Origin of the sequence: Paenibacillus sp. 453mf (assembly GCF_900116105.1) — a bacterium.
GTDB classification, from domain to species: domain Bacteria; phylum Bacillota; class Bacilli; order Paenibacillales; family Paenibacillaceae; genus Paenibacillus; species Paenibacillus provencensis.
Window position 1 is genome coordinate 1 of record NZ_FPAC01000014.1, and the last position, 21,271, is coordinate 21,271.

Below are 21,271 nucleotides of genomic sequence, written 5' to 3' on the forward strand. Positions count from 1 at the left end.
AACTTCTGATCGAAGCTTACTTGCTGTGTTCTTGTTTGAACGGCTTATTTCTTGGCCGGAATTAGAATATACCATGCTCATAAAAATTATGCAACACTTTTTTTGAAAAAAATATATAAAACTTTCTCTACTCCATTAAACGTTTATGAACTTGATAATCATCTGTAGATAAACAAAAACCTGTCGATCACGACAGGCCACTTTTTAGCATGCATACTAATATATTTACGAGGAGCCCATCATCCTTACATACTCATCCAGATGATCTGCCGCATCATAGACGGGTTTGCCGTGACATACCTCTACTCTGCGTGGCTTCAACTCTTGGATGATACGACTGCTTCGTACGGCTTCCTGCATATCTGCTGTAAACATCGGCATCGGACGATTAAGCCTGCCGTTCTTAGATGTAAATAGGTCGCCTGCCAGCAGAACTCCATCCTTCTCATGATAATAAGCGACGTGTCCTGGAGAATGTCCGGGTGTAAAGTAACAACTCAACGATCCTAAACTCTCAATCCTGCCGTCCTGATTCACTGCAAGAGGAGTTACGATTTGCTTAGGCAGCGAGGCCGCTGCTTTTTTACGACGAGGGTAAGCCCTGTCTCCTTCCATATAAGGAATCTCAATGGGATGCACATAAACTGGAACCTTATACTGTTTCAAAATCGAAGTCACCGAGCCAACATGATCGGAATGCCCATGGGTTAGTACAATCTGTTTAATCGGTCCTGCTTCCAGCTGCTCTATGAACTTCATTATTCCTTTTGCCATCGATCCCACTCCAGCGTCCACGAGGGTAACACCATCCTCTTCTGCTACAATCCATACACGCACCGGAATCAGCATCCACGTCTTCAACGCCCAGATATGCTCGGATACCCGCTCTATTTTCATTGAATTACCTCCTTGATTTTAACTTCTCGGTAAAACCCAGCAATACTACTTCAAATGATTCCTTAAATGTAGGTAATAGTCTCGCTGATAACTCCTCAGCTGTTTCGCTGGATAGATGATATGTTCCTACAATTCCGTGCAGCATGTAAAAGTAGATGCGGGAGAAGGACAATAATGTCTCACTCTCTTCTTCTAACTCGTAAATATCTCCAAGACCTCTCTTAAACAGATTAAAAAGTTCATTACGCAGTTTATTGAGCGGAAGCTCCGGCTCTATATCTACTCTCTCTGTATTGGCCCCAAAAAATATCGTGTGCATATTGCGGTGCTGCAAACAGAATAAAATAAAGCGCCAGCTTACCTCGATAAGCCTATCTGTGGAGCCCATGCCTGTATCTTCAAGCGCCTGACGCATACTCGACTTCAAACGCTCCAGAGGAGGTACGGATAATTCATGAAGCAGCGCTTCTTTATCTTTGAAATAAATATAGATTGTTGTATGGGAGCAGCCTGCTGCTCTTGCAATCTCTCTCATGGACACCATATCAAAGCCACGTTTCGAAAAAAGTTCTGCTGCCATCGTCAAAATTGCCCTCTTCGTTTCTTCAGAACGAATCTCCTGCTTATTCCCCGCCATCAAACGCTCCTCCCGTTAGTAACCACTGGTTTGTAACCTCTGGTTATAATGTAACCGATGGTTATATTATTGTCAACTATTTAATTCCATATAAAAGCCAACTTTTTGTTTTAGAGCACTTTTTATAAGTAACAACCTTATTACCAATAAAAAAACCGAGCCAGGTTCTTAACCTGCTCGGATCCATTAGATATTGGTTCTTACGTTCCCTTAGTCTTTTCACACTTCATCGTAGCTATTATTAAATAGGTCCATAATGAACTGTCCGTTTCATTTGGTTCATAGTCCTGAATAGCGACTTTCACTCCGAGTGCTTCATCTTCATATCCCTTACTGTGCAGATATTGGTGTCTCCAAAATCCATAGGGCTGATGCAGATGATAGGTGCCTTATCCAAGCTTTGTGAATGAATGAAGTGAACGGAAAACTTCTTCTATAGAAAGAAGCAGTTTCAGATCAGCCGGGATCTCGTATTTCCCAAAGTTCAAGCGGACTGATTCAGACGTAGGATCATCCAACGTAATAATCCCCTTTTTAAAAGAATGTATGGGTTAGTATTACGAGATCCTCTCGAATATTTCTCTGTATCTCTATTTGTCCAATCATCAAATTATCTTCATCTATGGCTGTCTCTTCGTCTCCTTCAGGACAATAGCCGTCAGCGGCTCTAAAATAATCGCATCCGCAGTGAGCTTCATTCCTGTCGGTTGGTCCAACCGGCTAATTCCTGCACGTGTTTGGTCTACAATAACCTCACATGGAGTAAAGTCCTGTTGCAATCTTAGTTTCCTTGCCTTCTTGTCGGCATTCACAAACACATGATAGCATTCGCTCTCATCACTTGATAAACAGCTGTATGCAATGACAAGATCTGTTTTTTGGATATCTGGTGTATTTATTCTTGTCACATTACGATCAATCAGCTCCATGCTGTCTAACCGGAATGCATCCGAAGCTTTTCTAAGTTCTATTAGCCCTTGAAGATGCTTGCGGGTCTCGATATTCACAGGGTATTGCTCTTCGTCTGTGACTTTTGCCCATTCGAACATATTGACCGCATCCGTAGAGTCATGAGAGTCGTTGACATAATAGTGGATCTTATCCCCGGTTGACGCAAACTCGTGAAATTTATGCTCGGGTACGCCATCGGTCTTCCACTGCTTCGTTCTTCCATACTCCTGTCCTGCATGCAGGAATACCGTTCCCTGAGATGTGAGCACAAGCACATGTCCCAGACGAATCCGCTGATGAATCTCCAGATCGTCCTCAGGAACCTCAGGATCCTTATCTGTTGAGATCGCAATCACATCATAAAGCGTTAAATTGTCATGGGCTTCAATATATTGAACAACATCCCCAGGACTGTCTGCCGGAATATTAGAGGGTTGTGCTTTAATGTTTCTAAAAATAAGCTCGACGTCTCTTGGCCCGCCCGTCAGAAAGCGGGGTTCTCCCTCGTTGCCAAAGCCTGACTTCAGCTCATTGCGGATTTCATCTGAGAAAACACCGACATCGTCTGTCTTGTCCATCCAGTCCTGATCTGCAGCAAGCCCCTTCAAGTCCGCATCGGATTCGTCCCCAGCAAAGGTACGCCAACCTTCGCCGATAAATAGCGCTTGAGGGTTGATTTTTGCTGCTTCATCATATGCCTTTTGCACGGCAGGATACGTTGCATCCCCCATCATGTCCCAGCGCAGACCGTCGATTTTATATTCACTGAACCAGTATTTGACCGAATCCACCATTAGCTTCTCTGCCATCTTCCGATCCGTCGCCAGATTGTTGCCAAAGCCTCCGATAAATTCTCCCTCGGCATTCTGCCAGGCATAATAACCCGGTACAATATCATTGAGGAACTCCGGGAGCGCCATATGTGTGTATACGACATCGAGAATAACACCCATTCCGGCCTCATGAATGGCATGGATGAGCGACTTCAGCTCCTTAATGCGAAGCTCGGGGTCCGCAGGGTTCTCGGAATACGCCCCATCCGGCGAGAAATAATTATGCGGGTCATACCCCCAGTTATATTCATTGCCCCGCGCAGAATAGTGAAGCTCTCTTTCTCCCATCCGCAGCTCATTCCCTAAATACCAGGCCATAACAGGCAGCAGCTGAACATGGGTTACTCCAAGTGATTTAATATACGCCAGTTTGTCCTCAAAGGCTTTATAAGTCCCCCATCTTGCTGTCAGTTCTCCTTCGATTGCCGGGTCGGAGGTGAAATCCCGTACATGAATTTCCCATATGATGGCGTCTTCTCTTTTGTTGTACTCTTTAATAGAAGCAAAGCTCAAATTGACGACACGGGTTCGTTCCAAATCTACGATGGCCGCCTTGCCAATCAGATCGCCGTCCTCACCCGCATCTCCTTTGGTATCCACCCGTGATGGTGCCATGGATTTGGCATAGGGATCAAGCACTTTTTTGGTGACACCTTGGTGTGTGACCTCATATTGATAGAAATAGCCATGAAGGTCATCTGCGGATAGATCATCCGGCCTTAGAACCAGACTCCAAATGCCGCGTTCTCCCTGGACGAGCAGGAATTGACCGATCATCTTCGTATCATCTTCAGGATCGAATAGTTTCACCTTAACTTCAGAGGCAAGGGGAGCCCATAGTTTCAGCGTTACAGAACCATTATGGTAATGAGCACCTAAGTCATCACCGCTGTATGCATACTGCTCATCGAATTGCTTCCAATCTACTTGAGTGTCTGAAGCTTTGGAAAGCTTAGTCTTATGTACGTTCAACTGATTTTCCTTGATCATAACTTGAGCCTCCGGTTCATTATATAATCTTGCTGCTAAATTAAATTAACCAAAAAGCGACCTGACTAATTGAAAATTGGACTGCTGTCAAACAACTGAATCAATTTAATCACTCATTAATCGGTGATTATGAAATTGATTCAACTAATAGGTATTTCCCAAATCCATTCAAAATGATCATCTTCAATATAAATTTAATTTATTATAAATGCAACCGCTTGCATAACAGAAATACATTCATATAAAAAAACAAACCATACTTTGAATGCTTAGAGAATAAAACTTGTACCGAATGAATAGAGGATGGGGCCCAGCGTGCGGCCTCAAGCACCGTATACAGCACATCTTGTGGTACCGGCTTATCCGCAAAGGGTGGATTATATGCTTTAATGATAACGCCAATCAACGACGATTGGCTAATCACTTCTGCTCCCATCTCAGTAAGCTGGTATACTTAGTAATAGAATATCCAAAGGAGGCAGCATTTCATATGACGATTTCATCAGAACAAACAGCTGTAGGTTTCATTGGTACAGGCGTAATGGGCAAGAGTATGGCGGGACATATTCAGCAGGCTGGTTACAAGCTTCATGTGTACACCCGGACAGCGGAAAAAGCACAGCAGCTCGTAGAGCAAGGAGCCGTCTGGCACGAAACTCCGGCAAGTCTGGCCGCAGCCTGTCAGGTTATCATTACGATGGTAGGCTACCCGCAAGATGTGGAGGAAATTTACCTTGGCGAGGATGGAATTATCGCGAACAGTGCTGCAGGAACCTATCTGATTGATATGACGACATCCAGTCCCCAACTGGCCGAGAAGATTTATGAAGAGGCAGCTGCAAAAGGACTTCACGCCCTGGATGCTCCCGTATCGGGCGGTGATATCGGCGCAAGAGATGCCAAGCTCTCCATTATGGTAGGTGGACATGCCGCTGATTTCGAGACGATGACCCCGCTGTTTCAGCTGATGGGAACCAACATCGTTCACCAAGGCACAGCCGGTGCAGGACAACACACCAAAATGTGCAATCAGATCGCCATTGCTTCGAATATGATCGGGGTAGCGGAAGCACTGGCTTACGCCAAGACTTCAGGACTTGATCCGGAGACTGTACTGAAGAGCATTGAAACCGGTGCAGCCGGCAGCTGGTCTCTAAGCAACCTCGGTCCTCGCATGATCGGAGGCAATTTCGAGCCTGGATTTTACGTGAAGCATTTTATTAAGGACATGCGTATTGCGCTTGAATCCGCCAAGGAGATGGGTCTGAAGACGCCAGGCCTTACTCTTGCCGAATCCGTGTATGAGCAGTTGTCCAAGCTCGGTTACGATGAAAAGGGAACACAGGTCATCTATAAGCATTTTATTGAAGAATAGCTTATACCATTGCTTGGAGCTCCTCTCTCGAGCCTTAAAAGAGGGGCTTCGTTCTTTTTTAGAGAAACCTGACTGCTGAAGAACATATTCCGTCGGGGTCTATTTGAGAATCCTTATCTAGATCCACAAGTAAGCTCCGAAATTGTAGGCAATGCTGAATATATGCGTGAAGGCTATGAAGCCCAGCTGAAATCAATCGTCATGCTCAAAAATAAAAACACGGATCAACCGGATGAAGCCGATTTTGGACTCGTATTTATCAGCAAACCGAAATCAGGCACCGGCTACAGCAAGGAGGATGAACTGCAAGGCGGCAACGGATACGTGCCGATCAGTCTTCAGTACAGCACATATACAGCGGAACAAGCACGTGAACTCAGTCTGGCAGGTCATCCAACCGATAATGGGAATCGGTCATACAAGTATAAGAGTCTGAATAATGACTAGAACATAATAACGCTGATGCAAGAGGGCTGCCCTCGCATCAGCGTTATTTTTTTCACAGATTCAAATGCGAATTGATCGGTTTACGAATATTTAGATGCTTTTTTTTTCAAAAGGCCCAGATGCTCATATTTAATTCCAATAATACAAAGTCTAGAGATACACCGTTCTATTCACAATTCTTCTCTATTCACAATTCTTCCCTTCTCCCTTGTCATAGATAAATCAAGAATGCTGTGCTAAAATACTAAGGTTGCTCCTGCAATTATTCTAGGGAGGTTTATATATTCGACATGCTCATTATTGGTATTGCCGGAGGAACCGGCTCAGGTAAAACTACGGTAGCTCGCTCCGTTATTGAACGGCTGGGGTCGAGCAAAGTGACTTTTATATCTCAAGACAACTACTATAAAGATCAGGCCCACCTTAGTCTGTCCGAACGGGAGCTGACGAATTACGATCATCCCTTCGCATTTGACAACGAGCTGTTGATCGAGCACCTCGCAGCACTCCGTGATGGACAAACGGTCCATGCGCCAGTCTACGATTTTACGATTCATGCCAGATCCTCTTCCGAGACGGTAGAGCTGCATTCTAACAACATCGTGATGATTGAGGGATTGCATGTCTTGTCTGATGAGAAGCTCCGCGAAATGCTGGATATTAAAGTATTTGTCGATTCCGATCCCGATGTGCGTATTCTGCGCCGTGTCGTTCGTGATATCGAGGAACGTGGACGTACGATCCAATCCATTAACCAGCAGTACTTGGCTACAGTAAAGCCGATGCATGAAGCATTTATTGAACCGTCCAAGAGATACGCCGATATCATCATTCCGGAAGGCGGGCATAACGAAGTTGGCATTCAGCTGTTGTCCATCCTGACGGAGAAATATTTATCCGGCGACAAAAAGTGGTCGGGTACAAGACTATAATCCATATATAAAAAAGGAGACCCTGCAAGCGTGACGCTGCGTGAGGATCTCCTTTTTTATTTGCCACGTAACCTTTACCGGTCAATAGGTGTCTATAAGAATAAGAACTTATACAAGGGAGTGAGCCATATTCGAATAGCAGAAAAATGGGCAATGTACCCTATGCATCTGCTCATCATGTTTATGATCAACCTGTTCTTCGGTACCATGAACTTGTTCTGGGCTATATATGAAGATCATAGTATTTTGTCTACAGCTGTCTCCCTGCTCTATCTGACCACCTGGATGCTCTATGCTCTATTTATGAGACGCCGCAGCGGGGATTTCATTATTCTAATCTCTATTTTTTGGCTTGGCGGTTTAGCATTGCTTGCCTTGCTTTATACGGTAGAACAGGTGAGTATTCTTCTTCTACTGTTATTTTTTAGCTCGATTCACGGTTTCACATTCAACCTGAAATTGACAGACCTCTCTCTTATCATTGAATATTGTCTCATTTCCCTAATTTGTTATATTGTCGTCATAGCGGTCAATTGGATTACTGCCAGACGCTACAAACAAAAAAAGCCTGAAGTTCCTTTTAACTAAAGGTTCTTCAGGCTTTGTATTACGATTAGGCTGTACGTTTGTATGCTTTGAATGCAACATCCTTTTCCTTTGTTCCCGCGAACGGTGGTTTAATCGTCAATGCAATAAGCACAGCTACAACACATAGCGCACCGATGACGATAAAGGTTGGCTTGAAGCCTCCGAGCATGGCAGCAATGAACGAACCGGACAATGCCCCGATACCAAAGCCCTGGTAGACAATACCGTAATTCTTCGTATGATTCTTCAGTCCGAAGAAGTCGCTCACAATGGCCGGAAATACAGTGATGTTACCTCCGAAGCAGAAAGCAATGGCAGCCACGCAGGCGAAGAACAAACCGTAGTTCAGCGGCACGGCACTTAGCACGAGCGCAGCGGCTGCCGTAACAGCAAGCGTACATCCTACCAGCTTGATCCGGCTCACTTTGTCCGACAGAGCACCTAGAATCAGTCGTCCTGCCGTGTTGAATATGGCGATCATGGCAACCGCATTGGCTGCCGTTGCGGCATCCAAATGCGCCAGCTGCATACCAATATCCTTGACAATCCCGATCAGATAAAGTCCGCTCATACACGCTGTAAAGAATACAACGAACAATAGATAAGCTTGTTTCGTGCGCAGCATTTCACCTGTTGTATAATCTTTCGCTCCTTGAAGAGCTCCTCCAGCCTGCTTCGCTTCTCTCTCGCCGCTCTCAGAGGAGATTGCTTCTCTGACAAGCAGTGAACCGGTTAGGATCATCGCCATGACGATCAATCCCCAATACAGAAAAGCCTGAGACACACCAACGGATTCAATCAAGCCGCCGTTAATGTATTTAAACACGAGGCTCCCTGTACCGTATGCTCCGACCGAAATCCCGGATATGAGACCTTTCCGGTTCGGGAACCATTTGATCAAATTGGATAGAGACGTAATGTATGCCGTCCCGTCGGCAAAGCCGACAATAACGCCTGCCAGCACATACAAGGCCGCAAGCGAGCTTGCCTGAGAACTGAGCATAAGCCCAATACCGAGCAATATACTGGACACTGCGGTCAGTTTTCTAAGTCCCATTTTTTCTTGAATCTTACCCGCAAACAGTGTGGCGAAGGCAAGCGCAAAGCTTGTAATGGAAAAGGTAATCGATACGGAGCTAAGCTCCCATCCGAATTTAGTCACAAGCGGACCGTTAAACAAGCTCCATGTATAGATGGTCCCAAGACCCATTTGCATAATAATGGTGCCGAGCACAATAAGAAAGCGGTTGCTATTCTTTGAATTCATATCTCGTTCCTTCTTTCTCTCTCTCTGTTCTGAGCGTACGATGCAGTGCCCCTTACGCTACTTTATTGTAACGCTTTCACAGTGAGTTCTAACGTGTTCAGGAACGAGATAGCACAAATGGAGAATAAACTGCATTTATATGCGCATGAGCTGCTTGAACTCCTTCACTTTGCTGCGGCTGACCGGAATCTCCACATCAAGATCCGCTAATTTCAGCAGATACGTATGATTAAACCAAGGGATGATTTCACGTATTTTAGACAGATTTACTATATACGAGCGGTGACAGCGATAAAAAGACTCCCCAGGCAGCCGGGAATGGAATTCGCTGATGCTGACACTCATGGTGTATGTCTCTGCTCTGGTCATCACTTCCGTAGTTTTCTCCTGGGCAGAGGCATAATAAATATCGTCACTGTCGACAACGATGATTTTTCCATTCTTCCACAGATTAACCTTACGAATAGCCGGCTTCGGCACTTCTTGTACAGGCATATGCCTCTGCCCGTAGGCACCTTCAAGCTTCGCCAGCATTGAGGATATGCGGGATTCGCTGTAGGGCTTCAAAATATAATCAAAGGCTTCTATTTCAAAAGCCTCAGCCGCATGCTCTTTATACGCCGTAGTGAAGACGATATAAGGCTTCACCTGGAACTTGCTTATATTCTGGGCAAGCAGCACACCGTCGATGGAAGGCACATTAATATCTAGAAACAGAACATCCACCTTATGGCTCTGCAAATATTTAAGTGCATCCAGGCCATCCTCGAATTCCTCTTCAATCTCGATGCTGCTGTGCGTTCGAATCAGATAGGCCAGCTCCTGACGGGCGAGAACTTCATCTTCTACAATGATTGCTTTCATGCCTGTTTCTCCTTTTTTACATCAAAAAATATTTCGGTGCCCTGGACCAAACGCCGGATATGCAGACCTTCTCCATAAATAAGCTTTACACGCTGATGTACGTTATACAGACCGATGTTATGCTCAGGCATATTGCCTTCCTGCACCTTCTCAATGATCTCCTCCGGAATGCCTGCTCCTGTATCCGCAATGGTAATCCGCACCCTTCCTTCGTGCTCTTTCACTGCAATCGTTACCGTACCGGGTCCTTTTGTTTTCAGTATCCCATGATTAATTGCATTCTCAACCAGCGGCTGAATGATTAGACTTGGAATCCGTACTTGTACCTCATCGATATCGTACTCCACGTTCAGGCGGTGACCAAAGCGGGCTTTTTCAATCTCTATATAATGCTGAACCTGCTGCAGCTCAGCGTGAATATCAATCATTTTATCGGTGAGCTCCAGATTATAGCGCATATATCCTGACAAATTCACGATCAGCTCTCTCGCCTTATCAGGATTGATTCGTATAGACGAAGCAATTGCGTTCAGCGCATTGAACAAAAAATGAGGATTGATCTTCGTCTGCAGCGCCTTCAGCTCAGCCTTGTTCGCCATCTCTTTCATTCCCTCCACCCTGGACACCTCCATCAAGGTCGAGATCATTTGCGACAAACCGATGGCAAGGGCTTGCAGCGAATCCGTAATTTTATGAGCCTTGGCATAGTATATTTTCAGCGCACCTGTGACCTCTCCCTTTTCCTGAAGCGGAATAATCATCAGCGACTTGATGTATGGATAGGTATGAGCCGTATCGTTATTTCGAATCGTAATTTGACCGCTGGAGATTGTCTTCTTCGTCTCTTCGCTAATGATTTCATGACGCTCTAGATAGTGCTCTTCACCCACCCCGACATATGCTAGAATCAGCTTCGTATCCGTAATCGCCACCGCGTCCGCACCAATGTCATCCTTAATGATCCGGCAGATCGTATGCAGCGATTCCTGGTTAATGCTCCGGAAATAGGGGAGCGTCTTGTTGGCAATATCAAGCGACAGCTTGGCCTGTTTGGCCGCGACGACTTCCTTCTCCCCCTCTACGCTTTGAACCAGCAGTACAATAAGACCGACACTAACCTGGCTTAAAATCATCGGAAAAGCAATTCGGGAAACAATCTCTATACCTAAAGAGGCTGGCTCGGCCATCACTAGTATGAGGATCATGGTCAGAGCTTCGCAGGCCATACCGGCGATGATACCTGCTTTCCATCTCTGCTCTGCTGACTTTAGCTTGTAAATATACCCTGACACGACCCCTGCCGTTATGCTTGTAATCAAGCAAGGGACAGAGGTAACACCGCCGATATCGATCAAGAAACGGTGTATACCCGAGATGACACCAGTAACGAGTCCTACCCAAGGACCGAATAATATCCCGCCGGACATAATAGCAATAATCCGCACATTGACGAGCGAGCCCTCGACATTAATACCGCTGTATGTGCCGAACAAGGCAAACCCGCTGAAGATCAGGCTGGCAATGGCAAGCTCCTTCCATGTCTTGTCCCCGTTCTGAAAAAAGATCCTGAACCGGGGAACCCGGATCAGCACGAACAAGCACATCAGCAGCAATGCAGCCCGCTCTAATAACTGCAGCAGCATCAGTACAGTATCCTGCATGATATGTTACCTCCCAATCCCATAAATCGTGCTCTCATTATAGCCATGGTGCTTTTATCTTGTCTAATTCCCCTCCAATCTCTTCTTCCATCTTTTAATGGACTGCTGAACACTGTCCAGGGAAGTTTCAATCGGATACCGTCGCCTCTTTGGTATCAACCGACAGCTTGCGCACTTCACCATTCTCGTCCTTAATCGGCAGGAACATGGATTCAAAAGGATACTCATAACCGGATTGCTGTATGTCAGTCATATACAATACCCTCGGATCAGGATAAAAAGTTTTCTATGAATCAATTTCACAACTCATTAAAACAATGAAAGGTATGATGTCATTGATTCCGATCTATAAAAAGAAAAAGAACCGTGCTTTTGTATGCACGATTCCGGTCTGTATTGAAACAGCTCCATTCATTATTAATGAAGCTCTCCTCCACCTGCCTTGATGTCCACTTCTGCATTTGCAGCTGTGATCGCAGCAATTTCAAGACCTTTTACAATGAGATCAAGGCTTAAGCTCGGGGATGTGGAGTTCAGTGTTTGCTCAGGAAGATACGGGATATGGATGAACCCTCCGCGAACATGCGGTGAATGGTAATGCAAATAATGCATTAATCCATAAAACAAATGGTTGCATACAAAAGTGCCTGCTGTATTGGACACGGCTGAAGGAATGCCGGCTACTCTCATCGCTTCCACCATCTTTTTGATCGGTAACGTAGAAAAATACGCAGCCGGCCCACTTTGTACGACCGGCTCGTCAATTGGCTGCTGCTGGTCATTATCTGGTATACGAGCATCATCTAAATTAATGGCGATGCGCTCCGGCGTAATCTGTGTCCGCCCGCCAGCCTGTCCAATACAGATGACAACATCGGGTTGCTCTTGTTCAATAGCAGAAATGACATGCTGAATGGACTTGGCAAAAACGGTCGGGATTTCATAGGCAACCAATTTCACGTTGCTCGTCTTCTTGCAATTCAGCCGCTTCACAGCTTCTAGAGCAGGATTGATCTGTTCTCCCCCAAAAGGATCGAATCCTGTTAACAGCACCTTTTTATCCATCTGATAAGCCTCCATATGCTATAATCCTTGCCTGCTCTCTACTATATCCTATATTTACCTAATGAAAATATCCATGTCATTATCTATAATTCTATAGCTAATACTTGCAGAGGTGAACATCATTGTTATTGTTGTCTGAAAGTTTAGAAATGTTCGGAATTTTCTTGTTACTGTTATCATTAGCTTTACTTTTCTCCAATAAAGACAAGCTGTACTCCATTTTATTTTACATAGGACTAGCATTAATTCTAATCGCTGTGATATTGGAAGAGATAGTATAACAGATCTGTTTTCGATTGAAATGATCATAATCATGTTAATCACCACTAGAATGATGAGCACATGTCAATTTATTTCCGGCACTTCAGATAAAGCAATAGAAGCGGCTACGGCAACCAGCATTAACACAGCGGTCAGGAAGCTTTTCCCCATCAAAATCTCGGATGTGCTAGCAGGTGACAACATAAGGACTGGAAAGCTGAGAAGCAGCATGCTCTGTTCTTCGGCACATTCTTCTGTTCCCATTCGGCTGAATAAGAAGCAAACATTATCTGCAATGTAAGTCATCAGCAATATTTGCGGATTGCGCAGAGAATCTTTCCATTCCTTTTGAATGATCGCTTGAAACTCATTGTAATTCCCTCCCGGTCATTTTGCAGCGACTTTTCCAGATCAATATGGGGAATAAGAACAAGGGGCCTGATGTTTTTTGAACTTGCTGTATTCGTAATAAGCTCATCTTCATGATGCATCCCATTATCTATCAATTATTCCTATGTTATTGCATATTCTGTGATTTTTCTACTCCATTAATAGATGGGTGGCGAGCTACAAAGCATATTTCCCGAGAAATAATGACAAGAATCGTGTTAGTCATGTTTAGTGCAGTCAAATATGTAACTATTTATATATAAACTGAGCTTGTACCTTAACCCAAATCATCATTAGGGTTGACTAACATGGAGCACATACACCTTCCTTCAAAAATCACAGAAAAAAAACCGTTGAGTTTTCCTCGACGGCTTAACGGCTACCTTATCATCCTGTTTTACTTCTTATGTTTGAGCATTATCTTATCTATTCGGTGCTACTAAATATATCTGATTAGACCGTTGCTGCACCTCTGCGGATTCTACGATCGATAATAAAAGGTCCGAAAGGTATGATGGAGGCGACGAGTGCAGCGAGCACCATCTTGATCGACCAGCGGTTGAGGAACGCTGCGATTGCGATGGCAATGATATAGAGAACAAACAAAAATCCATGAGCTCCCCCGACAATGGTCACTGCTGCTGGAATATCAAATGCATATTTCAAAGGCATGGCTATGGCAAGCAATAAAATGAAGGAAATCCCCTCGATCATTCCGACGACACTGAAAAAACGCATGGCGTTCTTGCTCGATTTGGTCATTGATACACCTATCCTCTCCTGCTATGTGCTGTGGTCAGACTCACGATCAGCTCGTCTCACTTCAGCATTCAGGGACATCTTACAACGGGTCTAATGATAAGGTCAATGGAACTTGTCCGTTTGTTGGAATTCCGTAACAGATCCTTGTGATTTAGGTGAATTATTCTGTTGCAATCTTGCCGCAGATCCTAATCAACACAAAATCTGCCTGCTTCAAAACTGCGGCTTGTACTAAAAAGACTACAACCCGCGAGAGCAAAAAGCCTCCGCAATTACGGAGGCTTCCCACTGAATACTTATTAACTTATTACACTAGCTTGAATTCGATTTGATCAATATGCATGCCTGGCTTGATATGTTCAAACGTCATTTCATACAGACCTGCTTCGAGCTCCACCTTGATCTGCTTCAGCTTCACCCATTTGCCTTCCGTTCCGTTCGTCTGGACCGTGGTGACCACTTGGCCGTTCAGCAACAGGTTGCATGCACTCTGTGCAAGCTCGCCATCTGGAGACATCAGATTCGCAAAAATGCGGTACACTCCCGGCGATTCGACTTTAATCACGGTTGAACCGTCTGGAACGATCTTCACTTGACCTTCCTCAGCTACCGTCTGCACCTGTTCTGGATGCAGGGATGCACTTGCCTTGAATTGTTCAACGTTCTCCTTAATAAACGTATCTCTTGAGAACACCGGAGCCTGCATCAGCCACTCACAAATATTGATGGCATTACGCTGCAATTCCCCACGCGTCAGGGTACCGTTCTCCAGAGACTCTATCGTATTATCGCCATACGCATTCGTTTCCGCTCCATAGTTACTGACCACCATATACAGATCATTTTGTGCACGAACCATGAAGTTGGTGTTCTTGCGATCGGCCGGGCCGCCGCTCGCCGAATCGTTCATCACAGCCCACCAGTCGGTCATTACGATACCTTTATAACCCCATTCCCCGCGCAGAATTGTCGTATTCAGATCATAATTGGATGCAGCCCAATGGCCGTTAATCGGATTATATGACGTCATGATGGAGTTCGCTCCACCTTGTTTTACTGCCATTTCAAAGCCCTTTAGATAAATCTCACGCAGGGCGCGCTCCGATACGACAGCATCGACTTTGGTACGATACTTCTCCTGATTATTGCAGGCAAAGTGCTTCAGTGTAGCAAATGAGCCGCCCTTGCGGATTCCACGTGTACAAGCTGCTGCAAACAAACCGGTTACCAGTGGATCTTCTGAGAAATACTCAAAGTTCCGACCATTCAGTGGGCTGCGGCGAATATTAAGGCCCGGCCCAAGCAGGGTGTCGATTTCGTTGCGGACCAACTCTCTACCTTCCATAACATAGAGTTCTTCTACCAGATCAATATTCCATGTCGCTGCGAGTAGTGTTCCGATCGCAACCTGTGTTGCCTGCTGCCCGCTGTCCATCCGGATGCCGGAAGGTCCATCTGCGGTACATCCTACCGGAATGCCAAAGCCAAGCAGACTGTCGCTGACTCCTCCAAAAGCCGAAGCCGTCCCTGGCGTAACGAGCGGACTGCTCATACCCTTGCCCCGAACGATAGCCGCCAGATCCTGGTCGCTCAGCTGAGCAATAAATTGCTCCATGCTGACTTTGCGTTCTTGCACATCTCTCAGCTTGTACCCCTGGTCTCCCGTCTGCGCAAGGGTCTGCGGAAGATTCTTCTCAATTCGCTCTCCGAGAGAGATCTTCCGTGTTGGAACGTCCGCTGCGGTCAGCTCATATGTGCCATCCGCCCCACGTGCACCTGGCTTCATCCGCTTGAAGCCTTCGGTTGGCGCCATTGCCTCCTGGAGCTGCTCAACTACAACGAGCTGTTCAATGACATAACCATCCTCACCATCTACAGTTACAGCTTCCAGTTGTTTAACACTGCTGCCGACATAGAACCGATAGACCCCTTCCTCCAATACGTAAGCCGATGGGTATCCCGTTATGCCGCTGTCATCGTAGGAAGCCATGGAATCAACGGATAAGCGAAGTGTCAATTCCTCCGATTCACCGGGTTCAAGAAGCTTTGTCTTAGCAAAAGCCGCAAGGGCTCTGACAGGCTGCCCCAGCTTCCCTTGAGGTGCTTCGTAGTAGACTTGAACGGTTTCTTTGCCCGCATAAGTGCTGCCTATGTTTGTTACAGTGACCTTCAATTCAATGAACTCGGCTCCGCCTTCAGTTCCCTTCGTCGCTCCCTCTGACTGAACAATAGAGAAAGTGGTGTAGGACAATCCATATCCAAATGCAAACTGCACCTTATCCGGACAAAAGGTTTCAAAATAACGGTAGCCTACGTAGATGTCTTCTTCGTACAGGTTTTTAAACTCGTTACCGTAATTGCGGGTCGAAGGATAATCATCGATGGAATATGCAATCGTATCTGTCAGCTTACCACTCGGCGGTACATCCCCCACCAGCACATCGGCGATCGCATTTCCGCCTTCCATTCCGCCCTGCCACGAATAGATAACAGCTGAAATGGGGTGAACATGACTTACATCGTCAAGCCAGCTCATATCGATGATGTTCGAGACATTAAGTACGACAACCGTTTGTTCAAAATACTTCGTAACCATGGTGAGCATCGCTTTTTCATCATCGGTCAGCTGATAGCTGCCCTGCTCGTTCGCATTATCCTGATCTTCACCGGCTGTACGCCCGATCACTACAATTGCCTTTGCAGAATTGCCTCGAGCCGCAGATACCAATTCATCTGTCAATGGCATTTCTTTCTGATGCCAAGGTTCTGCTGCCCATCCGCCTCCGCCGTTATCAAATGGATTCTGCTCAATCCATTTCTCATATGTAGCAGCAAGCTCTTCATTGACCTTAATTTGAGACTTTGCACGCAGGCCATCCAGCAGATTGGTTGTGTACACCACATTGACACTGCCGCCTGATCCTGTGCCGCTCCGATAGTAATTTACCTGAGTACGTCCAAAAACTGAAACGTTTTCGGATTGTTGTATAGGCAACACCTGACCCTCGTTCTTGAGCAGTACTGCCCCTTCTGCCGCGACCTTTCTGCTGAATTCTGCAAATCCTTCTAATGGAACACCGATAAGTTGTGAGCTCAAATGATTCCCTCCTGAAATGTCTCTTCTAAATACTAGAGATTGTCTAGATCAATGTATTGATTGCTATTTTAGTGAAAGAGTACGCAAAAAACGAATGGTGTAGGCGTTTACAGTTTATGTTGTATACGTTTACCTCACCATTCCATAGTAACAGATTCCTAAAGCGATTTGAAAGATACAGATCACATTTGCTCCTTCCTTTTCATAGGTGCCTCCTCATAAGCCTGGCTCAGAATGAACACAGAAAGACCCATCCGATAAGATGGGTCTTTCACAGCATTATAATTAACATCGCAGCGAATGATCGCTTCCTTGAATACAAATTACTGATGATCATGAGCACTCTTCTGTTTGACCAGACTGTAGTATTTGTTAATATCGTCATCTACTTCTCTGGATTTTGCAAGTACAATTTCAGAGTTATAACCATACCAATCGGCCAGAATATTGAGTTCATGTCTCTTCTTCTCGATAAGCGAGTAAATCGAAGTCTTCCCCAACATAGATTCCTCCTTAGTATGTTTGTACTTACACAAAATGAGTCAGCATTAGTGTGTAATACTGTGGAATCTAATCCTGACTTAAGAATACTCTTACTAATGAACCACAATTTTACAACCACTCAGCCATAAGTTCAGCTCGAGAACTATATATAGACAAAACTAAAAAAAATCCATCTATATATACCAATTATTATAGCATATGAAAATGATCGTGAAAATAATTAAAACCTAGCTTTTCGTCCTATTTTACTACTTTTTCCACATTTTGCAACTACATTTTTTAGATTTTTTACACGTATGGTGTATAAATTTCCTCATTTTTGTCTACACATTCCGTGTATATAAACACTTATTGTGTAAATAAAACTTTATTCTGTGTAACCATGCTAAACTAACTTTTTAGGAGGGATTTCATAATGTCTGTCTTGGGAGATCGTCTGAAACAACAAAGAGAACACAGAGGATGGTCTCAGGTCTTCGTATCCAAAAAGTTAGGACTAAAACGTAGCAGCACTTATGCGAACTGGGAGTATGGAATAAGAGAGCCTGACTTGGACATGCTGCAGAGAATCGCTGATCTATATGAGGTTTCTATCGATTGGTTGAATGGCAGAGAGCAGAAATACGAGTATAATCCTGAGCCACAAGAAGAATATATACTTAAGATCATTAGAGAAACTGAGGCAGATTACAACGTACAGCTACGTGGCGATCCCGTTGTAGAATCTACAATCCGCGATTTGATTCAAAATATAGCAAAGCTGAAGAAATCAGCCCAGAACGAGAAGGATTAATGCCATTTGCCATGATTGCTCTCTGGTGCGCTTCCTCCTTGAGTTGGTTATAATAAGATGAGCAGGTTAGGGTTACTAAAGTTTGTAATATATAAAGGCAGGATACATATGTATACACACGTCTACATTATTGCTCCTTATGAAGCAATGATTCCTATTATACAAGAGTGCATTCCTCTGTTTCCCCACCTAGACATTCAATATGCGGTTGGTGATCTTGGCAGAGGAGCCGAGCTCGCAGCGAATGCAGAGAAAAACGGGGCAGAGGTTATTATTAGCCGCGGCGGGACGGCTCAATTAATTAAAGAAGCCGTGACGATTCCCGTCATCGACGTCCATCTTTCAGGATACGATATGATTCGTTCGCTGACACTAGCCAGTCAGTTTAATGGCCAAACGGCCATCGTTGGTTTTTCCAATATTACATCTGGCGCACAATCGATTATTGATCTGATGGATTTGCCTCTGAAGGTCTATACCATACACAGCTCCGAGGATGTGGCAAGGCTGCTGCTTGAACTAAAAGCGGCAGGTTACCGCCAAATTGTTGGGGACGTTATTACCGTAAATACAGCGAATGCATATGGCATGAAGGGGCTTCTTATTCAATCCGGCAAAGAATCCATATTGAGAGCTCTGGATGATGCTCAGCTTATTAATCGCTACTTGAGCAAGAACAACACCATATCGATTATTTTGAATGAACTTGTGATGAATGAGCACCCGAACCTCATCATTTTGAATAATCAAAATGAAGTCGTATTTGAGCAGCTGAACGATTTCGACCATAACCCTTTAACAGAGAACCATATATATGTGACCAACACAAATATCGACTTTCATCAATCGAAAGTTCAAAATGTCTTTGTGGTAGATGATTATCAGCTCACCATCAGCGCTTATGAAACGACATTAAACAATATCAGTTACAAGGTCTATTCCTTGGAAAAGGGACAGCCCTACGCTTTTGCTCATCTTGGCATCAAAGCCCATTATGAGACATCCGTAGAACCCATTGTAGCTGAATCCTCCGCGATGCGGACAACGTTAACCAATATCAAGATGCTCTATAAGTATCATGAGCCCATTCATGTGATGGGTGAGGAGGATACAGGAAAGTCCTACTTGGTGAAGTACATCCATCAAAGGTATGGCAATGGAGGTCTGCTGCTCCAGATCGATCTGAAGCAGGTTCCCCCGGGTATATTAAGCGACATTCCGCTGGCCAAAGTAAGAAATGTAGAATTGAACCATGTGGAACTCCGCATAGAGGATCCAGAACTGATCGCATTTATGGAGTCCTGCCTCAATCAGCAGGTTGGAGTATTCATTATCAGTGAACAGACACTGGACGAACATTGGCCTCAGCACATTAAGCTGAATACCATCATCATGCCGACTCTCTTGGACAGACTGGATGATCTGCCATCACTGATTCAGCATTTTCTATCCGATTATTATCAGAAATATGGAACGACTGCTGTAAAAATTAAGGAAGATGCATTGCAGCTGATACAGCAAAAAGCGGCCCATATGTCTATAAGCCAGTTAAAGCAGCTGATTAAACAAGCCGCCATGAATGAAACAGAGTATGTGCTTTCAGCAGAAACCCTCTCCCGATTGTTGGACGGATACTCTTCCTCGAAAGCTTCACATTCCATAGACCTGACGGGTACCTTAAAAGAAATCGAAAATGAAGTTATTTCATATGTATTGAAAGAAGAAAATAATAATCAATCCAGGGCAGCGGAGCGATTAGGGATTAATCGAGCCACGCTGTGGCGTAAACTTAAGAATGATTAAGTTTACGCTTTTTTTATGGTCTGATATGTTGCATAATTAAACATATTTACATTTTAGACACATTTATAAAAATTTAATGTTGCTAAAATCATCAGTATGATATAGTATTGTTCCTGCAAACGCTTTATTAAAACGATTACACAAGGAGCTAAACAATATGAATATTAAAGCGACGTTAGATCGTATCCCTGGCGGCATGATGGTTGTCCCTCTACTCATCGGGGCATGTATCAATACATTTGCTCCCAACGCTTTGCGGATAGGCGGCTTTACCGAAGCCTTGTTCGTCAATAGCTCGAGCACACTCATTGCATTGTTCCTATTAATTGCAGGCACGCAAATCACGTTCAAATCAGCGGGGTCATCGGTTGCTAAAGGCGTCACACTGCTGGTGGTCAAATGGGCGATCGGCGCAATTATCGGTCTGATTGCCATTCTGTTTGCCGATTCATCGACTGGACTATTCCTGGGTCTAGCCCCTCTCGCCATTATTGCCGCTATGACAAACTCGAACGGCGGACTCTACATTGCATTAGCCGGACAATATGGTAAAGAGGATGACAAAGCAGCTTATCCTTTCCTTGCACTTAGTGACGGACCGTTTCTTACCATGGTAGCGCTCTCGATCTTTGGCGCGATGGGCTTTGCCGATGGCATGTTCTCGCCAATGTCCTTCGTAGCCGTACTGCTTCCACTGCTCGTCGGTGTTATCATTGGTAACCTGGACCGAAATATGGCAGAATGGCTGCACAAAGGCAGTGACAAGCTGGTTCCTTTCTTCGCCTTCTCTCTGGGTATGGGCATCAATTTCTCATCCATCATCCAAGGGGGTCTTGGTGGTATCCTACTCGGCGTACTGACCGTGCTGCTCACAGGCGGTCTCGGTTTCCTGCTCTTCAAAGCCATTGGCTGGAACCCAATTGTAGGTGCATCGGAAGGATCAACAGCTGGTAATGCAGTAGGTACACCGGCTGCGATCGTCGCAGCGAATGCTTCCTTTGGCCCGATTGCTGAAATCGCTACGGTACAAATCGCGGCAAGTGTCGTAACAACGGCTATATTATTGCCGATCTTCATTGGCTTCTTATCCAAGCGATTGGAGAAATCCGGCGGAGTCGAAAAATATAACAATCCAGCTGCATAGAGGTTATAAT

Annotated in this window: 18 protein-coding genes and 1 pseudogene; 7 read left to right on the forward strand and 12 right to left on the reverse strand. The window is 44.9% G+C overall.

The annotated features are described in order from the left end of the window. Positions 1–225: 225 nt before the first annotated feature. The 3 genes from BM415_RS23870 to BM415_RS23880 form a co-directional block, all read right to left on the reverse strand. Positions 226–897: an MBL fold metallo-hydrolase gene (locus BM415_RS23870; protein ID WP_091161854.1), complete on the reverse strand. Its 672-nt coding sequence runs from the start codon at positions 895–897 to the stop codon at positions 226–228. A gap of 4 nt (positions 898–901) precedes the next feature. Further along, the gene (locus tag BM415_RS23875) at positions 902–1,534 is read right to left on the reverse strand and encodes a TetR/AcrR family transcriptional regulator (RefSeq protein ID WP_091161855.1); all 633 of its coding nucleotides are present in this window, start codon (positions 1,532–1,534) and stop codon (positions 902–904) included. Between the two features lie 620 nt (positions 1,535–2,154). Continuing rightward, on the reverse strand, positions 2,155–4,308 hold the full coding sequence (locus BM415_RS23880) for an alpha-amylase family glycosyl hydrolase (RefSeq protein WP_091161856.1): 2,154 nt from the start codon (positions 4,306–4,308) through the stop codon (positions 2,155–2,157). A gap of 490 nt (positions 4,309–4,798) precedes the next feature. Here BM415_RS23880 and BM415_RS23885 point away from each other — a divergent pair, with 490 nt between their 5' ends. The 4 genes and pseudogenes from BM415_RS23885 (at position 4,799) to BM415_RS23900 (ending at position 7,650) form a co-directional block, all read left to right on the forward strand. Continuing rightward, a complete protein-coding gene (locus BM415_RS23885) occupies positions 4,799–5,683 on the forward strand; it encodes an NAD(P)-dependent oxidoreductase (RefSeq protein WP_091161858.1) in 885 nt (294 codons plus the stop codon). 72 nt (positions 5,684–5,755) lie between these two features. Then, positions 5,756–6,127, forward strand: a pseudogene (locus BM415_RS23890) (beta-glucosidase); the annotation flags it as partial. A 293-nt stretch (positions 6,128–6,420) separates the two neighbouring features. Continuing rightward, positions 6,421–7,062, forward strand: coding sequence for a uridine kinase (udk, locus tag BM415_RS23895; RefSeq protein WP_091161859.1), 642 nt, complete (start codon positions 6,421–6,423; stop codon positions 7,060–7,062). A gap of 30 nt (positions 7,063–7,092) precedes the next feature. After that, entirely contained in the window at positions 7,093–7,650 is a 558-nt protein-coding gene (locus BM415_RS23900; protein ID WP_091161861.1) for a hypothetical protein, read from the forward strand. 25 nt (positions 7,651–7,675) lie between these two features. Here the strand turns inward: BM415_RS23900 and BM415_RS23905 are convergent, their stop codons facing one another. The 9 genes from BM415_RS23905 to BM415_RS23940 all read right to left on the reverse strand — a co-directional run bounded on the left by BM415_RS23905 (position 7,676) and on the right by BM415_RS23940 (position 17,520). Then, complete coding sequence (locus BM415_RS23905) at positions 7,676–8,917, reverse strand: L-lactate MFS transporter (protein ID WP_091161862.1); 1,242 nt, start codon at positions 8,915–8,917, stop codon at positions 7,676–7,678. Positions 8,918–9,052: 135 nt separating this feature from the next. Next, on the reverse strand, positions 9,053–9,781 hold the full coding sequence (locus tag BM415_RS23910; RefSeq protein WP_091161863.1) for a LytR/AlgR family response regulator transcription factor: 729 nt from the start codon (positions 9,779–9,781) through the stop codon (positions 9,053–9,055). Next, positions 9,778–11,442: a sensor histidine kinase gene (locus BM415_RS23915; protein ID WP_170862600.1), complete on the reverse strand. Its 1,665-nt coding sequence runs from the start codon at positions 11,440–11,442 to the stop codon at positions 9,778–9,780. Before BM415_RS23915 ends, BM415_RS23910 begins: the two co-directional genes overlap by 4 nt. A gap of 127 nt (positions 11,443–11,569) precedes the next feature. Next, positions 11,570–11,695, reverse strand: coding sequence for a hypothetical protein (locus tag BM415_RS25865; protein ID WP_280142889.1), 126 nt, complete (start codon positions 11,693–11,695; stop codon positions 11,570–11,572). A 164-nt stretch (positions 11,696–11,859) separates the two neighbouring features. Further along, on the reverse strand, positions 11,860–12,507 hold the full coding sequence (gene pcp, locus BM415_RS23920) for a pyroglutamyl-peptidase I (protein ID WP_091161864.1): 648 nt from the start codon (positions 12,505–12,507) through the stop codon (positions 11,860–11,862). Between the two features lie 345 nt (positions 12,508–12,852). Next, positions 12,853–13,074, reverse strand: a complete 222-nt coding sequence (locus BM415_RS23925) for a hypothetical protein (protein ID WP_139237056.1) — start codon at positions 13,072–13,074, stop codon at positions 12,853–12,855. 537 nt (positions 13,075–13,611) lie between these two features. Further along, positions 13,612–13,920: a DUF3817 domain-containing protein gene (locus BM415_RS23930; RefSeq protein WP_091161866.1), complete on the reverse strand. Its 309-nt coding sequence runs from the start codon at positions 13,918–13,920 to the stop codon at positions 13,612–13,614. A gap of 307 nt (positions 13,921–14,227) precedes the next feature. Beyond that, positions 14,228–17,017, reverse strand: a complete 2,790-nt coding sequence (locus tag BM415_RS23935) for a glycoside hydrolase family 3 C-terminal domain-containing protein (RefSeq protein WP_091161868.1) — start codon at positions 17,015–17,017, stop codon at positions 14,228–14,230. Positions 17,018–17,340: 323 nt separating this feature from the next. Beyond that, positions 17,341–17,520 (reverse strand): aspartyl-phosphate phosphatase Spo0E family protein, encoded by a 180-nt coding sequence (locus BM415_RS23940; RefSeq protein WP_091161869.1) that lies wholly within the window; start codon positions 17,518–17,520, stop codon positions 17,341–17,343. 416 nt (positions 17,521–17,936) lie between these two features. Between BM415_RS23940 and BM415_RS23945 the strand changes: the two genes are divergently transcribed. The 3 genes from BM415_RS23945 to BM415_RS23955 all read left to right on the forward strand — a co-directional run bounded on the left by BM415_RS23945 (position 17,937) and on the right by BM415_RS23955 (position 21,261). After that, positions 17,937–18,314 carry a helix-turn-helix domain-containing protein gene (locus BM415_RS23945; RefSeq protein WP_091161871.1) on the forward strand — a complete coding sequence of 126 codons (378 nt, stop codon included), beginning with the start codon at positions 17,937–17,939 and terminating at the stop codon, positions 18,312–18,314. Positions 18,315–18,422: 108 nt separating this feature from the next. Then, the gene (locus BM415_RS23950; protein WP_091161872.1) at positions 18,423–20,117 is read left to right on the forward strand and encodes a sigma-54-dependent Fis family transcriptional regulator; all 1,695 of its coding nucleotides are present in this window, start codon (positions 18,423–18,425) and stop codon (positions 20,115–20,117) included. Positions 20,118–20,274: 157 nt separating this feature from the next. Further along, positions 20,275–21,261 (forward strand): 2-keto-3-deoxygluconate permease, encoded by a 987-nt coding sequence (locus BM415_RS23955; RefSeq protein WP_091161874.1) that lies wholly within the window; start codon positions 20,275–20,277, stop codon positions 21,259–21,261. Positions 21,262–21,271 lie beyond the last annotated feature (10 nt).

Coding starts and splice junctions, on each gene's coding strand:
- BM415_RS23870 (WP_091161854.1), bottom strand. CDS start 897: ATGAAAATAGAGCGGGTATCCGAGCATATCTGGGCGTTGAAGACGTGG.
- BM415_RS23875 (WP_091161855.1), bottom strand. CDS start 1,534: ATGGCGGGGAATAAGCAGGAGATTCGTTCTGAAGAAACGAAGAGGGCA.
- BM415_RS23880 (WP_091161856.1), bottom strand. CDS start 4,308: ATGATCAAGGAAAATCAGTTGAACGTACATAAGACTAAGCTTTCCAAA.
- BM415_RS23885 (WP_091161858.1), top strand. CDS start 4,799: ATGACGATTTCATCAGAACAAACAGCTGTAGGTTTCATTGGTACAGGC.
- udk (WP_091161859.1), top strand. CDS start 6,421: ATGCTCATTATTGGTATTGCCGGAGGAACCGGCTCAGGTAAAACTACG.
- BM415_RS23905 (WP_091161862.1), bottom strand. CDS start 8,917: ATGAATTCAAAGAATAGCAACCGCTTTCTTATTGTGCTCGGCACCATT.
- BM415_RS23910 (WP_091161863.1), bottom strand. CDS start 9,781: ATGAAAGCAATCATTGTAGAAGATGAAGTTCTCGCCCGTCAGGAGCTG.
- BM415_RS23915 (WP_170862600.1), bottom strand. CDS start 11,442: ATGCAGGATACTGTACTGATGCTGCTGCAGTTATTAGAGCGGGCTGCA.
- BM415_RS25865 (WP_280142889.1), bottom strand. CDS start 11,695: ATGACTGACATACAGCAATCCGGTTATGAGTATCCTTTTGAATCCATG.
- pcp (WP_091161864.1), bottom strand. CDS start 12,507: ATGGATAAAAAGGTGCTGTTAACAGGATTCGATCCTTTTGGGGGAGAA.
- BM415_RS23925 (WP_139237056.1), bottom strand. CDS start 13,074: ATGACTTACATTGCAGATAATGTTTGCTTCTTATTCAGCCGAATGGGA.
- BM415_RS23930 (WP_091161866.1), bottom strand. CDS start 13,920: ATGACCAAATCGAGCAAGAACGCCATGCGTTTTTTCAGTGTCGTCGGA.
- BM415_RS23940 (WP_091161869.1), bottom strand. CDS start 17,520: ATGTTGGGGAAGACTTCGATTTACTCGCTTATCGAGAAGAAGAGACAT.
- BM415_RS23945 (WP_091161871.1), top strand. CDS start 17,937: ATGTCTGTCTTGGGAGATCGTCTGAAACAACAAAGAGAACACAGAGGA.
- BM415_RS23950 (WP_091161872.1), top strand. CDS start 18,423: ATGTATACACACGTCTACATTATTGCTCCTTATGAAGCAATGATTCCT.
- BM415_RS23955 (WP_091161874.1), top strand. CDS start 20,275: ATGAATATTAAAGCGACGTTAGATCGTATCCCTGGCGGCATGATGGTT.